Consider the following 16014-nt stretch of genomic DNA (forward strand, 5'->3'; position numbering starts at 1 on the left):
AAGGTTACAATGCCCTACATAATTACTTTATTGCGAACAAAGGATTGCCATGAAAATTGATCTCACATTAAGCGGCTTAGTTGCACAAAAGCATACATTCACCTTGCCACTTGATTACAACAAACCTGACGGCGACACGATTGACGTATTTGTACGTGAACTTGTTGCGCCAGATAAACAAGATCAAGACCTGCCGTATTTGGTCTATTTTCAAGGTGGTCCAGGGTTTGGTGCGGTACGTCCGATGGCGAATGGCGGCTGGATCAAACGAGCATTACAAGAATACCGCGTATTATTACTCGACCAGCGCGGCACAGGGCTATCATCGCCAATCAGTTCGGTAAGTCTTAATCATTTAACAGCTGATGAACAAGCTGAGTACCTAAGCCATTTACGTGCAGATAATATTGTCCGTGATGCTGAAGCAATTCGCGCACAACTATCTCCATTTAATACTTGGAGTATCATCGGCCAAAGCTTCGGTGGCTTTTGTGTATTACGCTACTTAACCGCTGCGCCAGAAGGGTTAACACAAGCCTTCGTTACGGGTGGACTCCCCTCTCTGACACGTCCTGCTGACGATGTTTATCAAGCAACCTATAAACGCGTATTAGCAAAAAACAACGATTTCTTTAGTCGTTTTAATGACGCTCAAGGCCTTGTGGCAGCACTAGCAGCGCATATTACCGAGAACGATACTTATCTTGCGACAGGTGAAAAACTGACGGTTGAAATGCTACAACTACTTGGTGTTAATCTAGGTATGGAAGAAGGCCCAGAAGCCGTTTATTACCTACTTGAACAAGCGCTCATTACCACGCAACATGGTACGCAAGTTAATCCGCTATTTTTAGCGCAGTTCTGTCAATTCCTTGATTACAACACTAACCCGATCTTTGCCCTGCTACACGAGTCTATCTATTGCCAACAACAAGCATCTGACTGGGCTGCACACCGTGTTCGAGCTGATTATGACGAGTTCAACTATCAAGCTGGTCAGCCATTCTTATTCACTGGAGAGATGATTTATCCGTGGATGTTTGAGCAATTTAATAACTTAAAACCACTACAAGCAGCGGCACAACAGCTAGCTGAAAAACAAGATTGGTCTAACCTTTACGACCTTGACGTACTTAAGAATAACCAAGTTCCGGTTGCAGCGGCCATCTACAGTGAAGACATGTATGTCGACATGCAATACAGTCTCGAAACGGTCTCACGTGTTAACAACCTAAAATACTGGTTAACCTCAGAGTTCGAACACAACGGTATTCGTATGGACGGAGACAAAGTGCTGAGTAAATTAATCGACCTGAATAAAGGCTTACAACTGCGTTAAGCCTTGATAAAAGCACCATTCAACCCCAGATCTTATTCAGACTATCATTGGATCAGATCTGGGCGAATGATCATCTCATTCCCACACCTGTATTGATTAACCAACTATTTAACTAACTTTTTGAACCGCTAACTGATAAATTTCATCGGCCAATTAAAAAAGTGGGTATAATCATTTTATTAACTACATTTTTAAATAAAGGTAAACAGTATGCGTCATCCTCGCATCTTTGAAACCAACGAACTAACCGTTGGTGCTAGCATTGAATTATCACCAGACGGCGCAGGCCATGTGGGTCGTGTGTTACGTATGACTACAGGTGATACGCTAACTTTATTTAACGGTAAAGGTGGCCAATACCAAGCCACAATTGAACAAACAACTAAAAAATCAGTGACCGTTCATATTGACGAATTTCAAGACATCAACAGTGAATCACCATTAAAGATCCATCTTGGTCAAGCAATCTCTCGCGGCGAAAAAATGGATTTCACTATCCAGAAATCAGTCGAGCTGGGTGTGACGACTATCACGCCACTCTTTAGTGAGCGCTGCGGTGTGAAACTATCAGGTGAACGTTTAGAGAAAAAAGTACAGCAATGGCAAAAAATTGTCATTTCTGCGTGTGAACAAAGTGGCCGTAATTTCGTGCCACAAGTATTAGCACCAAAGCAATTAAAAGACTGGGCAGCAGAAGAAACAACAGAATTAAAATTAAACCTGCACCCACGCGCAAAATACAGCATTAACACATTACCCGAGCCGAAAAATGGCGTGCGTTTGTTAATTGGTCCTGAAGGCGGTTTATCTGCGGATGAAATCAGCATGACAGAACAATTCAACTTTGAAGAAACGTTATTGGGTCCTCGAGTATTACGAACAGAAACGGCAGCATTAACGGCGATCACCGCACTACAATGCCGCTTTGGCGATTTAGGATAGGATAAAGAATATGACAATTAAACTTGGCATCGTGATGGATCCCATCGCAGACATTAATATTAAAAAAGACTCTAGCTTTGCAATGTTAATGGAAGCGCAAAACCGTGGTTACGAACTTTTCTACATGGAAATGCAAGATCTCTCTATGCTTGAAGGCCGTGCATATGCCGCTTCTCGTCCATTAAAAGTACAGCAAGACCCAGCAAACTGGTATGAACTAGGTGAAGAAACTAACCACCTACTATCAGACCTTGACGTTGTGTTAATGCGTAAAGATCCTCCGTTCGATACTGAATTTGTTTACGCAACTTATATGCTTGAGCGTGCAGAAGACGAAGGTACATTAATCGTTAATAAGCCACAAAGCTTACGTGATGCAAACGAAAAATTGTACACAGCATGGTTTAACGAATTTACGCCAACAACGCTAGTAACCCGTCGTAAAGACAAATTACGCGCATTCCATAAAGAACACAAAGACGTGATCTTAAAACCACTAGATGGTATGGGTGGCGCATCAATTTTCCGTCTTAACGAACAAGATAAAAACGTAAGCGTGATTATCGAAACACTGACTGAACATGAAACACGTTACTGCATGGCACAAAAATTCATTCCAGATATCAAAGATGGCGACAAACGCATCTTAGTTATTGATGGTGAACCAGTGCCGTATTGCCTAGCGCGTATCCCAGCAAGTGGTGAAACACGCGGTAATATCGCAGCTGGCGGCCGCGGTGAAGCACGTCCGTTATCAGAAAGTGATTGGAAAATTGCTAAAGCATTAGGGCCTAAATTAAAAGAAAAAGGCTTAATCTTTGTTGGCTTAGACGTGATTGGTGACAAACTTACCGAAATCAATGTGACTAGCCCAACGTGTATCCGTGAAATCGAAGCTGCTTATGATGTTAGCGTCACAGGTATGTTGATGGATGCGATTGAAGCGCGTTTAAAAAAAGATTAATTAACCTGCCCTGCTATCAATAAATCATAGCTTATAGTGACTTTAACCACTGTAGCTATGATTTTCTGCCATAATGAAACTCACAGCTAACAACAGAGATAAGCCTATGGACTCTTTACAAGATCACTTCCTCATCGCGATGCCGAGCATGAAAGATGGTATTTTCGAACGCTCTGTTATCTATATCTGTGAACATAATAACGAGGGTGCGATGGGGATTATTATTAATCTACCCGTCAATATTTCTATCGACGAATTATTATCACAAACTGTCGAAGCCGATCTTGATGATGAGACAGCACCAAAAAACGATACAAAAACAGTTATTAATGACCCTGTTTTTAAAGGCGGTCCTGTATCTGAAGATCGTGGTTTTGTGTTACATACTGCTTCACCTGGTTTTAGCTCTAGTTTACAAATTAATGATGAATTGATGATCACTTCATCGCTTGATGTATTAGCGACACTTGGTACCAAAAAGCAACCAGACAACTACATTGTCGCGTTGGGTTATTCAGGTTGGACTAAAGGGCAGTTAGAACAAGAAATTGCTGACAACAGTTGGCTAACTATTAACGCAGACGAAAATATTTTATTTAAAGTCCCTGTACACCAACGCTGGGAACAGGCTGTCCAAAAAATAGGTATCGACGTCAGCCAACTATCTAGTGAGGTAGGACACTCTTAATATTAAGGGGCCTACGGAGAAAAATATGAGTAATGCAGAAAGCGGACAAAGAACCCTACTTGGTTTTGATTTTGGAACAAAAAGTATTGGTATCGCCGTTGGTCAAGAAATTACAGGCACAGCGCGACCGCTTGTTGCTTTTAAAGCAAACGATGGCATTCCAGATTGGGATTTAATCGAGCAGCAAATTAAAGAATGGCAACCAGATCTTGTGATCGTAGGTAAACCATTAAACATGGATGGCACAGAGCAAGAGATCACCAAGCGTGCAATTAAATTTGCTAACCGCTTAACAGGCCGATTTAATGTGAAAACAGAAATGCATGACGAACGCCTTACCACCAAAGATGCTAAAGCACGTTTATTTGAAGAAGGTGGTTTTAAAGCCCTTCAAAAAGGCGCAATTGATAGTGCTTCAGCAATGGTTATCCTAGAAGGCTGGATGGAAGCACAATACGGCGCAGAACTATAAAGCTTAACAAGGACGCGCTCGGTATGACGTTTATTCACGGTTTATTACAACGCTTATTATTTACGGTAGGCGTCATACTTTTTATGCAATTTCCTCAGTTCATTGACCACTACAGTCAACAACTCTCCGGCTATTATCTTGCTCAACAAAACCAACTAAAACAATTTCAATTAATTGCTGATATCAATTTTCATGGTCAGCTTGATAAATTGATTACGGATTTCAATAACAGTCCAGCACCTGCTGTACAGCAGGTTGGTAAGCAAGTATTTACATTACAACAATCAGTACCCGCCTTAGCTGCCGATTTAGCAATACTCAGCGACGGTAACTACCTTAATAAGCTCACTTATTTTGTCACTCGTATTGATAGTAAACTAGCTCAAAATACCCTGATGCTATTCAAACCCGGTATACCATTAAGCCAAGCAGCATTAATCACCGGATTAATCGGTGGTATCAGTCTCAACTTAATCTGGCTACTCATCATCAAATTAGCCGCATTACTTTGGCGTCAACGATACCGTTTTTCAAATATTGCAGCCAATACTGCCTAGCTATTTTATGAATAAGGAATAATCATGAAAAATGTCATTATCATGGGCGCAACTGGCGCGACAGGTAGCCTGCTTATGCAGCAATTACTTAATGATATTAATATTGCTCAGATCTATGTTGTACATTACCGAACAACACCTTTTAAGCAAAATGAAAAAGTAACAGAGATCGTCATCGACTTAGCCGAGTTACCCCATTTGAATATTGATGCTGACATTGATTGCGCCTATTGCTGCTTAGGAACAACACGTAAAAAAGCAGGTTCACTCGCTGCATTTAGGCAAGTAGATAAAGACTACATTGTTAATTTTGGCAAGTGGATTGCTAATCACAGTACCGCGCAACTGCATGTCATTAGCGCAGTGGGTGCGAATGCTAAATCGCCAAGTAGTTATTTACAAACAAAAGGGGAAACAGAGCTATTATTACGCCAACTTCCTCTGGCCGCATTATTTCTTTATCAGCCAACATTATTACATGGTAAGCGTGATGAGTTTAGACTGATGGAAGCCCTTGCTTATTATCCGCTGAGCGTATTATCTTTGTTACCACTGCCGCTACTGAAGCAACAGAAACCCATCGCTATCGAGCAACTGGCTAACGCCATGTATCAACTTAGTCAGCAAGTAACCAGTGGCCACCACATCATTAGCAGCTTAGAGATCCAGCAATACTAATACGTATTTTAAATAGAGTACCTTAACTCCATTTAGAGAGTACCTTTACTGCATTAGAGACTAGCTATTATCACGCAGCTCCATTGCAGCTTCGAGTACTAACTGGCGGAACCAAACGTGGCTAGCATCATGGTGTAATAACGGGCTCCAGATCATTTTCAATTCAATATTCGGAATAGGAAACGGTGGCTCTAATAAAGTGTAATCGCTATTATTCTTATGAATTAAGGCTGCTTGCGTTGGTAATGTTGCAATTAATTCATCTTGTAATGCTAGTTGCATCGCTACATTATAATTACGGGTAAACACTTTAATATCTCGTTTTTTACCTAAACGATTTAGCGCCTCATCAACCCAACCTAATTTTTGTACATCATGTGGATTCATCCCGACACCCACACCAAAACCAGTTTTAGATACCCATACGTGTTTCGACGCGAGATAATGATTAAGATTAAACTTATTCACAATCGGATTATCCGCATTCATCATACAAGTGAACGAATCATGCCAAAGCGTTTTTTGATAGAACGACTGGGGTAACTCATCGAAACGGTTAATAGCCATATCAATTTTGCCTTCTTCCACATCATGAAAGGTCACATCTGATGGCGTCATAATATCCACAGTCATATTTGGCGCGACTTTACTTAGCTTGCTTAACAGTAATGGTATCAACGTCGATTCCGCATAATCACTGGCCATGATCCGAAATACCCGCTGACTACTTTGATCAAATTCTTTTTCTTCTTGTAAGGCTTCTTCTAACTCCAATAATAGCTTTCTTATTACGGGCGCTAACTTACGTGCCTTTTCAGTTGGCGTCATACCATCGGATGTACGCACTAAAACAGGATCATCTAATAAAGTACGCAATCGGCGTAATCCATTACTCATTGCAGGTTGGGTGATATTGAGCATACTAGCAGCACGTGTCACATTCTTTTCACGTAACAAAACATCGAAGTAAATCAATAAATTAAGATCAATCCCTGATATATTCATAAAATAAATACCTACAATAATAAAGTAAAAAAATGGTGCTAACCCAATGAAATACAGACTTACATTGAGTTAAATTCAACCTTAATTAACCGCTATAAACAGAATACACCATAAATAAGGTAAATTCACAGCTAGGTATATTCACACTGTGAATGGTGACTATAAAAAATATAAACTAACTAAATATTAAATGAGCGTTTAATATTAACTCATCAAAACGCAAACGAATAAAAGGCTTTACTCACTGCGTTTCAATTTAATTATTCATACTTGATAACTGTAAGGGATTTGCTATGTCAACATACAACAATGATATCGATTCAGTAGCGACGCTAAAAGCTGAACAAGGTTCTAAATGGGCTGCAATTAGTCCTGAATATGCTGCACGTATGCGTGCTCAAAACCGTTTCAAAACAGGCCTAGAAGTTGCGCAATACACAGCTGACATTATGCGCGCTGATATGGAAAACTACGATAATGATTCTTCATTGTACACGCAGTCTTTAGGTTGCTGGCATGGTTTTATCGGTCAACAAAAAATGATTTCTATTAAGAAACATTTTGAGAACAACACTGACCGTCGTTATCTTTACCTTTCTGGTTGGATGGTTGCTGCACTACGCTCTGAGTTTGGTCCACTTCCAGACCAATCAATGCATGAAAAAACATCTGTTGCTGCATTAATTGAAGAACTATACACATTCCTTCGTCAAGCTGATGCACGTGAACTAGGCGGTTTATTCCGTGAACTAGACGCTGCAAAAGAAGCGGGCGATTCAGCTAAAGTAGCTGATACACAAGACAAGATTGACAATCACGTGACGCACGTTGTGCCAATCATTGCAGATATCGATGCTGGTTTTGGTAACGCAGAAGCAACTTACCTACTTGCTAAGAAAATGATTGAAGCCGGTGCATGTTGTATCCAAATCGAAAACCAAGTATCTGATGAAAAACAGTGTGGTCACCAAGATGGTAAAGTAACGGTACCACATGAAGATTTCCTAGCGAAAATCAACGCAGTTCGTTACGCATTCCTAGAGCTAGGCATTGATAATGGTGTGATTGTTGCGCGTACAGATTCACTAGGCGCAGGTCTAACGAAACAAATCGCTGTAACAAGTGAACCAGGTGATCTTGGTGACCAATATAACTCATTCCTTGATTGTGATGAGATCTCAGAAGCAGAGCTAGGCAATGGCGATGTAATACTGAAGAAAGACGGTAAATTATTACGTCCTAAACGTCTACCAAGTAACTTATTCCAATTTAAACAAGGAACGGGTGAAGCACGTTGTGTACTTGATTGCATTACATCGCTACAAGGCGGCGCTGACTTATTATGGATTGAAACTGAGAAGCCACACGTTGGTCAAATCGGTGCAATGGTAAATGAAATCCGTAAAGTAGTACCAAATGCGAAACTAGTTTACAACAACTCGCCATCATTCAACTGGACGCTTAACTTCCGTCAACAGATCTTTGATATCATGGTTGAAGCAGGTCAAGATGTTGCAGCGTATGATCGTGCAGACCTAATGAACGAGAAATACGATAGCACAGAATTGGCAATCCAAGCTGATGAGAAGATCCGTACATTCCAAGCTGATTCAGCACGTGAAGCGGGTATTTTCCATCACCTAATCACACTACCGACTTACCATACAGCTGCGCTATCAACTGATAACCTAGCGAAAGAGTACTTCGGTGATGAAGGTATGCTGGGTTACGTTAAAGGTGTTCAGCGTAAAGAAATTCGTCAATCAATTGCATGTGTTAAGCACCAAAACATGGCTGGTTCTGATATGGGCGATGACCATAAAGAATACTTCGCTGGTGATGCAGCACTGAAAGCAGGCGGTAAAGACAACACGATGAACCAGTTCTAATTTAGCGTTTCATTGAACATCTTCTTATTACCATATAAAGTCAGTTAAATAAGAATATAAGTTAATATGAAAAAACCAGCCTCGGCTGGTTTTTTGCTATCTGTAGATAAGTAATTAATATTACTGATAAGACAATAAAATTTTATATACCTCTTCAATACGGCGCTCAAAACTGGCTTTAGACGCCCTTTCATGCACAGTATGATCACCGTCACCATAAGGACCAAACCCATCCAACGTGACTAACCCAGCCGCAGCAGTTACATTCGCATCGCTCACCCCGCCTCGATGCTCTGTTTTTAACGCATAACCAAGTACATCCGCTAATCGTGCTAGCAATTTAGTTTGCTGATGGTTTGCCGCCATCACACCTCTTTGTAGACCACCAGACATTTTTATCTCAATACCAGCAACCCAAGATTCATGGCTTAAATGCTGAATGTCCGCAAGTACTCGATCTTTTTCTTCTTCCGACGTAAATCTTGCTTCGACAGCAAGGTGTGATGTAGGAGATATCGTATTCGCACCAATTCCGCCCTCGATTTTGCCTACATTAACTGTCGTACCTTGTGCTAAGTCAGTCAGCTCTGTTAACGCGATTAGCAGCTTTGCCGCGGCAAGATTCGCATTCACACCATCTACATAATGATTTCCTGCATGTGCCGCCTTGCCCACTAAATCAATATAAAATGTAGCCACCCCTTTACGCGCAACAACCACTTCGTGTTCTCGACCTGCCGCTTCAAAATCAAAACAAACATCATAATTTTTCGCGAGTTCCTGCGTTAGATATTTACTATCATCACTCCCGGTTTCCTCATCACTCACGAGTAATATATCGATATGATTAACACTGCCATTATCTGCAAAAATACGTCTTAGGGCTGATAGCGCAACAAAATTCCCCCCTTTCATATCGCAGACCCCAGGTCCATATATCCACTCTTCATCTTCGCTGAAAGATTCAAATGTATTAGGAGGAAAAACAGTGTCCAAATGCCCGAGTAATAATACTCGCGGTTTATTTTCACCATGCTGACTCTTAAACAAAATATGACTGCCTATGTGCTCCCTGTGGTAAACCTCATTTTCAAAACCCAATGGCGATAAAAATGCCATCATCAGCTCTCTATTAAGATCTACGCCTTGCTTATTACCCGTCCAAGAATTTATTTCTACTAATTTTTTTAAATCCGAAAAGTCGATATTCATGATTAAACCTTATATTCGATTGCACACATATTCACTAAAAAACAACACTTTAATAACCATTACCTAAATAGTAGTAATAAATAGCTTAAAAGGCTACAAAAACATATATATAGGGTATACAATCTCCACATAAAGCTTCAGCTTCAACTTTTTATATCAACAAGTGATTAACATTAAGGACTAAAGTATGGCATTCAGGAATATTGGCATTTGGATGTACCAAAACTGTGGCGGCAAGGCCATCGAACAAAAAATATTAGAAGGTTTACGAGAAAGAGAAATTAATGCTGTTACCAATCTAGATCTGGCTGAAGCCACATCATTTGATGGTCAAATTCTCTGTAATGGCATTATCATGAATCAGCTTGATTTGTTTTTTTCTTATAATGCTGGCCAGCAAACTAATTATCAGCAGTATCTATATCAGAGCTTGTCAGAATCAATTCCGACTATTAATAACTATCACGCCTTTGCGTTAACTGAAGATAAATTCAGAACCGCACATCTATTACGTCGTCACAATGTATCAACAACAGACCACGTTTTATGTAATCGAAAGAATATTCCGATGCTCAAACAAAAACTGCAATCTTGGGAAGGCAAAGCGATTTGTAAACCCGTAGATGGTTGGGGTGGACGAGGATTAATTAAGCTTGAAAGTGAACGTGATTTTGACCTGCTAACACCTTATTTATTGAAACAAGATGCACCGCAATTTTACATTGAACGTGTTATTGAAAATGATTTTTCTGATTATCGAATCGATATCGTCAATGGTCAGGTTGTTTCATGCTATGGCCGTCAAGCAGCAAAGGGCGAATGGAAAACGAATATTACCAATGGCGGTAATATTATGCTTCGAGAACCCAACGATGAAGTCATCGCACTCGCTATTAATGCTGCGAAAATAACGGGGTTAGAAATTGCTGGCGTCGATATTATTTATGATCTTGAGCATGAAAAGTATGTTGTTATCGAAGTGAATGGTATCCCTGCATTTGCAACACCAGAGCAAGAAATTTTAGGCTTAAACTTCAATCAACATAAGATCGATAAGATCGTCGAACTGATTGATATCACGACAGCCAAGCCTTCATTAAACAATATTTTAGACGCGATTAACATCAATTCAAATGTTGCCAATACTCAGCTTAATACGGAGCTTAACTATGTCACAGCTTAATGCTAATTTACCTCTTAATCACATTAAAAAACCTAAAATCGGTTTGTTATACCTTGATCACGTATTACGATTTTTTGATCGTTCTAACTTCAAAGGTTGGCCTGATAAAATTGAACAGGTTTCCTATCACTGGGGCAATGACAAACAACGGTTTATTGATGAAGTGAAAAGTAAAAATATCGACGTACTTATCGGTAATATCCCTGCTACCGCTTACGAAACTTTTAGAGACATTGCAAAAGCGTTACCCAATGTCCGTTTTATTCCATCATTGGATAGCCAATTCTGTAATAAATCAAAAGAGAACGTTACCCATTTTTGCCGTAAAAATGAATTAGCAGCACCGAACACACATATTTTTTACCAGCAGCAAGAAGCGCTCGATTTTTTACGTCAGACCGACTTCCCAAAAATTATTAAGCTATCTTATGGGCCTTCTAACTATGGTGGATACTTCGTTCACAAAGTAGATAGTGCCGATGAAGCAATTAGTTTATTACAAGAAAAACGCTACCTACCTGCTTACATTCAAGATTTTGTACCAATGAAAGCCGATATTCGAGTCATGCTAATTGGTCATCAACCTGTTTGCGCATTTTGGCGTCGTCCTCCTGAAGGCGAATGGCTAACGAACACAAGCCAAGGTGGCAGCATGGATTACCAAGACGTGCCACAAGAAGCGCTAAACCTTGCTGTTGCAGCATCAAAAGCCGCAAACAGTGAATACTGGGCATCGGATATTGCCGTTAGTTTTGACGATAAATACAGTATTTTAGAATGCGCGACAGCGTTTGCAGCCTTCCCTTATATTCGCGACTGGATCGGTCAATATCTCATGTGGCTATTAGGCAATGGTCAGTTTAGAAAGCCTTATTTCATGGATAAGAACTGGGAAGAACTCGGGAAAATATCACCATCTGTTTTACGTACGCTGCGCCATATTGCTTTTGGTAGCCAAGAATATTCAACAGATACAGGCGAGCTAGCACCCGGTTCACAGCTCTACCCATTACAACGCACTCAATATTCTCAGCATGAAGAGTGGCCGAGTGAGTGTTGGAACTTTCAAGATAAATTTAGGCACCTCGCCGCTCAAGGTTATCAACCTAGAGCATCAAATCACTATACAGAGCTCGCATAGCTTTTATCAATAATTAGGTTATGAAATGAAAAGACAATACGTTTCTTATCAAGACGCGATTGATTTTCTGACTCAAGCCATGGCGGATCATCCTGATTTGATCCGTCTGGAAAGCATAGGTAATACTTGTGAAGGTCGACCAATTATGATGGTCACCTTGTCGGAAAATATCGCCAACGCAGATACAAAACCAGCGTTATTATATACAGGTACTATCCATGCGAGAGAATGGATTGGTATTGAACTAGCGATTAATTTTGTGCGTTACATTATTGATAACTATCCCAATAATCCAAAAGTTCTACAGGCACTAAAACGTAATACGCTCTACATGGTGCCCTGTTTAAATCCCGATGGTTTTGAATACTCAAGACTGCATTATTCTTTTTGGCGTAAAAACCGAAGAGATAATGGCGACGGTACATTTGGCGTGGATCTTAATCGTAATTTTGACGTTAACTTCCGTAAAACAAATAATACGAGTTCAAATATTTACGGTGGCACACACGCATTTTCAGAACCTGAAACACAAGCCATTAAAAATTTCGTCGATAATAAACCAAATATTACCATCGCGTTAGATTACCATTCTCAGGGGAATGTATTTTTTCCTGCACATAAATTTAATCACGAAGCTGAACTAGAAGGGACTGACCTGAATGTGCTTTGCGCCAATATGGCACAAGAAATCTATCGTATTTCAGGTCGTCGATATGGGATCCATCGTGGTAAGCCACCAGCGAACTTGATTAATGGCAGTGGACGAGAATATTATTTTAACCGAAATATACTCTCATCTGTCGTTGAAGTCGGCACGCGTAATATTCCAGATTACCTCACCAACATGGTTCAAGATGTAGAAGAAAATATACCTGCATTATTGTATGCCTTAGGTGAAACCATTAATTACTCCGTCAACGCACCTGCGCGACCACAGCAATTCACCACAACAGATATAAACAGTCATCAATGTGACTTAATTTGGGCCGATAGCAAAGACGAGCCAAATTGCTATTTTGAGATATATCGCAGTGAAAAGCCGAAAGATTATTGTACCGAGCATAATCTTATTGCTATCACCGCAAATAAAACCTATGTCGACAAGCAGCTAAAAGCCAACCAGCGCTATTTCTACAATATCCGTAAGGTGAATCGAGATTCGAATATAAAGTCTCCTTTCGCGCCAGAGTTGAAATTAAAAACCAAGCTGAATCGAGATGAGTTTTCCAATACCTTATTTCCACAAAGCAATAATATTGGTTATGTTAGCTCACTGAATCAGACTAAAAATAAAGAACATTTTGGCCATAATTCATTGTTTATCGGCGTAAACAAAACCCAAGGTGTCTGTTATGGCGTCATTGATTTTGATTTATTGCGTCTGCCACCTGATGCCATTATCCGTAAGGCGACATTTTATCTTTATCCAATGAATCGCGTCGGCACCAAAATTGAAGATTATGGTGAATGGTCTATCTCAATTTTAAACCCTGAAGATATTACTGATATCACTAATTTTGCTGAAATAGATCAAGCAACACCCGTTGAAACACTGGGTTATGCCATTGGTTCGGATCAACAAACACAAGGGATCTGGCGTCATTGGTACTTTAATGATGTAGAGCGCCAAGCATTACAGAGTCAACTTACAAATGGTCGCCTATTACTGCGTATTCAAGGACCTAAAACATTACCACTAGCCAACGATTCACAGATGATGCAATTTGATATTGGTTATGGGCGCTTCGGTGGGGGTATTCATTACCGTCCTAATATTGAAATTGAATACACCCTTGCAGCTGAAAATACAACGATCTCAGCAGGTAGAACCTGTACTTCAAGTAAAGACGGTGTTGAATATGATTGTTTACGCAGCGGATTCGACAGTAATGGCGACACTATTTTTGGTCAGGTTAATTTTGATTTAAGCGCGCTAACCGATAATGGCGAGAGCGATATTGTCATCACCCAAGCCTATGTAGAGTTGTGTGCAGAGGTGCATCAAGCCATGCGAGAACCTATGCGCTTTATTGTTGAGGTTTCAGAGTCTGATAGTGAAGTCTATGACGACATCAAAAAACGTCAACGAATCGCGTACCTTGGTTATGATGTCAGTAGTGAAGAGTTAAAGGTAAACCCTAAGCATTTGTTTATGTTTGATTCCGCAGCGAAGCAACAGCTAGAACAGCTACACACCGACAAGGCTGACCTGACCCTCACAATTAAAGCTACGTCAGCATCCAGAAAACCGAATGCAACGGTCGATTGGTCTGCGAATAAGTACCCGCCTAAACTTGTTGTTGAATACATCAAGCGACGTAAACAGGCCCTACCCGCACCGACTCAATTCAATGCCAAGCTTGAAAAAGGCATTGTCAGGTTAGAATGGGAGAAGCCAGATGATGCTGACTTGATGGGCTGCTTCGTGGTACGTAACTGTTTCCATCCACCTCGTTCTCCATTCGATGGTGTAAAGCTGTACGCGGGTAAAGATAATTATACCTATGATCGATTTGGCAACCCGAATATCGCCAAATACTACTCGGTATTTAGTTATGATAGCGTGCCTAACTATTCACAAGCCATTAGCCTGAGCTATAGTTCTGATGAAATCATTCCAATTCAGCTTGATGATTTTGAAGCCCAAGATGAGCTGGAACAAAAATACCATGATGGCGAGTTGAATTAACACTATCAGCGTATACCATTAAAAAGCCTCCGTTCAACACTGAACGGAGGCTTTTTTTATTCTGCTACATACTTATCTTTCAACAATAATATGCGCGCTTCAAAATAATCAGGGAATGTACGGTACGTATTAATATAGTCATCCCAATTTTTAAAATACCCACCTAAATAATCCAGTTGATATTGATTGTCTTCAAACGCCCCGCCCGTGTCCGCTAATACTGTTAAGCGGCTTTCGCCATTACTGCTCAACATAATTAACTTACCCAAACCTAAATGCGCTAAATCTCCAGCAACAGTGACGAATGGGTAAACAGGGATCTTGTAATTTGCATCCTTACCATAACCCATCACAGAATCCGTTTTCTTAAAGTACCAATAACGTCCCTGATCTTCTTTGTTTAAATTACGTTTATAACCAATTCCGTTATTACGATGCACATTAAAGAACTGACTCGTTATATCGCGACTATCTTCACTGGTAATATCGACCTTAACCGTGCCTTGCATTAATGAATCTTCTAAATCATAACGTGATAACCACACCATAGGTTCGGCTAAACTTTTTTTATCTAATACACCCGTTAGCACATCTTGCTTAGTCAATTGATGACGCGTTAAGTCGGGATTTGCATTCGCTTGCTCTAGGCTCAGTTTTTTCTCATCATTTGGAATCGCGTATAACGCATAAGGCGTGTCAGGTGTTTGAACCGCACTGCCTTTCGCCAACTTAATATAATATTTAGTCAGTAAGATCTTATCGTCAGGAATATTTTTCAATAGCGGTTTATTTTTTGAAAAATGCTGCGCTTGATCTTTATCTGGCATCCAGCGGATCACATCAAAATGTGTTGCAATAAATGCGCTATCCATCAAGCGGCTTGATGTACCTGCTAATTTATCTTCTTGTTCCACTTGGCAGATAAAATTAAGCGTTTGTTTCACGCGCTCTAAATCACCGCCAAATTGCCTCGTCATACCTGCGGTAATAATCCCGGGATCATAACCTTCGCCTAACGCAAGGTAATCCACAGCCCCTTTAGCAACATGACAAAGCTCAGCCGTAGACGGCGTCACCATTTTACCAAGCTGAGGATCAGCTTCTAATTTATAAATAGGGTTTACAGTCACATTCGCAGTGGTATTAAACGCCACCAGCAGCGTTAAAGGTAATAGCGCACTCAATTTCATCATGTCACGATCTCGATATCCTAAGACAAACAGCTAATATTAATTATAACAACAATAAATATACC

Annotated in this window: 14 protein-coding genes; 11 read left to right on the forward strand and 3 right to left on the reverse strand. The window is 40.3% G+C overall.

From position 1 onward, the window contains the following. The first annotated feature begins 49 nt into the window (after nucleotides 1–49). The 7 genes from HWV00_RS16625 (at nucleotide 50) to HWV00_RS16655 (ending at nucleotide 5640) form a co-directional block, all read left to right on the forward strand. Nucleotides 50–1339: an alpha/beta fold hydrolase gene (locus tag HWV00_RS16625; protein WP_211683119.1), complete on the forward strand. Its 1290-nt coding sequence runs from the start codon at nucleotides 50–52 to the stop codon at nucleotides 1337–1339. Between the two features lie 210 nt (nucleotides 1340–1549). Beyond that, on the forward strand, nucleotides 1550–2281 hold the full coding sequence (gene rsmE, locus HWV00_RS16630) for a 16S rRNA (uracil(1498)-N(3))-methyltransferase (protein WP_211683121.1): 732 nt from the start codon (nucleotides 1550–1552) through the stop codon (nucleotides 2279–2281). A gap of 10 nt (nucleotides 2282–2291) precedes the next feature. Then, nucleotides 2292–3245: a glutathione synthase gene (gshB, locus tag HWV00_RS16635; RefSeq protein WP_211683123.1), complete on the forward strand. Its 954-nt coding sequence runs from the start codon at nucleotides 2292–2294 to the stop codon at nucleotides 3243–3245. A 106-nt stretch (nucleotides 3246–3351) separates the two neighbouring features. Beyond that, entirely contained in the window at nucleotides 3352–3933 is a 582-nt protein-coding gene (locus HWV00_RS16640; protein WP_211683125.1) for a YqgE/AlgH family protein, read from the forward strand. A gap of 25 nt (nucleotides 3934–3958) precedes the next feature. Then, a complete protein-coding gene (gene ruvX / locus HWV00_RS16645; protein WP_211683127.1) occupies nucleotides 3959–4405 on the forward strand; it encodes a Holliday junction resolvase RuvX in 447 nt (148 codons plus the stop codon). 23 nt (nucleotides 4406–4428) lie between these two features. Further along, a complete protein-coding gene (locus tag HWV00_RS16650; protein WP_211683128.1) occupies nucleotides 4429–4962 on the forward strand; it encodes a DUF2937 family protein in 534 nt (177 codons plus the stop codon). A gap of 24 nt (nucleotides 4963–4986) precedes the next feature. Further along, a complete protein-coding gene (locus HWV00_RS16655; RefSeq protein ID WP_211683130.1) occupies nucleotides 4987–5640 on the forward strand; it encodes a short chain dehydrogenase in 654 nt (217 codons plus the stop codon). A gap of 60 nt (nucleotides 5641–5700) precedes the next feature. On the opposite strand, the gene HWV00_RS16660 is transcribed toward HWV00_RS16655, so the two are convergent. Next, entirely contained in the window at nucleotides 5701–6645 is a 945-nt protein-coding gene (locus tag HWV00_RS16660) for a LysR family transcriptional regulator (protein ID WP_211683132.1), read from the reverse strand. Between the two features lie 293 nt (nucleotides 6646–6938). Between HWV00_RS16660 and HWV00_RS16665 the strand changes: the two genes are divergently transcribed. Then, complete coding sequence (locus HWV00_RS16665) at nucleotides 6939–8534, forward strand: isocitrate lyase (RefSeq protein WP_211683134.1); 1596 nt, start codon at nucleotides 6939–6941, stop codon at nucleotides 8532–8534. A gap of 120 nt (nucleotides 8535–8654) precedes the next feature. On the opposite strand, the gene HWV00_RS16670 is transcribed toward HWV00_RS16665, so the two are convergent. Beyond that, entirely contained in the window at nucleotides 8655–9746 is a 1092-nt protein-coding gene (locus tag HWV00_RS16670; RefSeq protein ID WP_211683136.1) for a M20 family metallopeptidase, read from the reverse strand. 187 nt (nucleotides 9747–9933) lie between these two features. Here HWV00_RS16670 and HWV00_RS16675 point away from each other — a divergent pair, with 187 nt between their 5' ends. From HWV00_RS16675 to HWV00_RS16685, 3 genes are read left to right on the forward strand one after another with little or no spacing between them, the layout of a single operon-like run. Beyond that, nucleotides 9934–10929: a RimK family alpha-L-glutamate ligase gene (locus tag HWV00_RS16675; protein ID WP_211683138.1), complete on the forward strand. Its 996-nt coding sequence runs from the start codon at nucleotides 9934–9936 to the stop codon at nucleotides 10927–10929. Further along, complete coding sequence (locus HWV00_RS16680; RefSeq protein ID WP_211683140.1) at nucleotides 10916–12070, forward strand: RimK family alpha-L-glutamate ligase; 1155 nt, start codon at nucleotides 10916–10918, stop codon at nucleotides 12068–12070. Before HWV00_RS16675 ends, HWV00_RS16680 begins: the two co-directional genes overlap by 14 nt. A 25-nt stretch (nucleotides 12071–12095) precedes the next feature. After that, nucleotides 12096–14759, forward strand: coding sequence for a M14 family zinc carboxypeptidase (locus tag HWV00_RS16685; protein ID WP_211683142.1), 2664 nt, complete (start codon nucleotides 12096–12098; stop codon nucleotides 14757–14759). Nucleotides 14760–14815: 56 nt separating this feature from the next. On the opposite strand, the gene HWV00_RS16690 is transcribed toward HWV00_RS16685, so the two are convergent. After that, a complete protein-coding gene (locus tag HWV00_RS16690; RefSeq protein WP_255554733.1) occupies nucleotides 14816–15952 on the reverse strand; it encodes a hypothetical protein in 1137 nt (378 codons plus the stop codon). Nucleotides 15953–16014 lie beyond the last annotated feature (62 nt).

This window comes from Moritella sp. 24 (assembly GCF_018219155.1).
Taxonomy (GTDB): Bacteria; Pseudomonadota; Gammaproteobacteria; order Enterobacterales; family Moritellaceae; genus Moritella.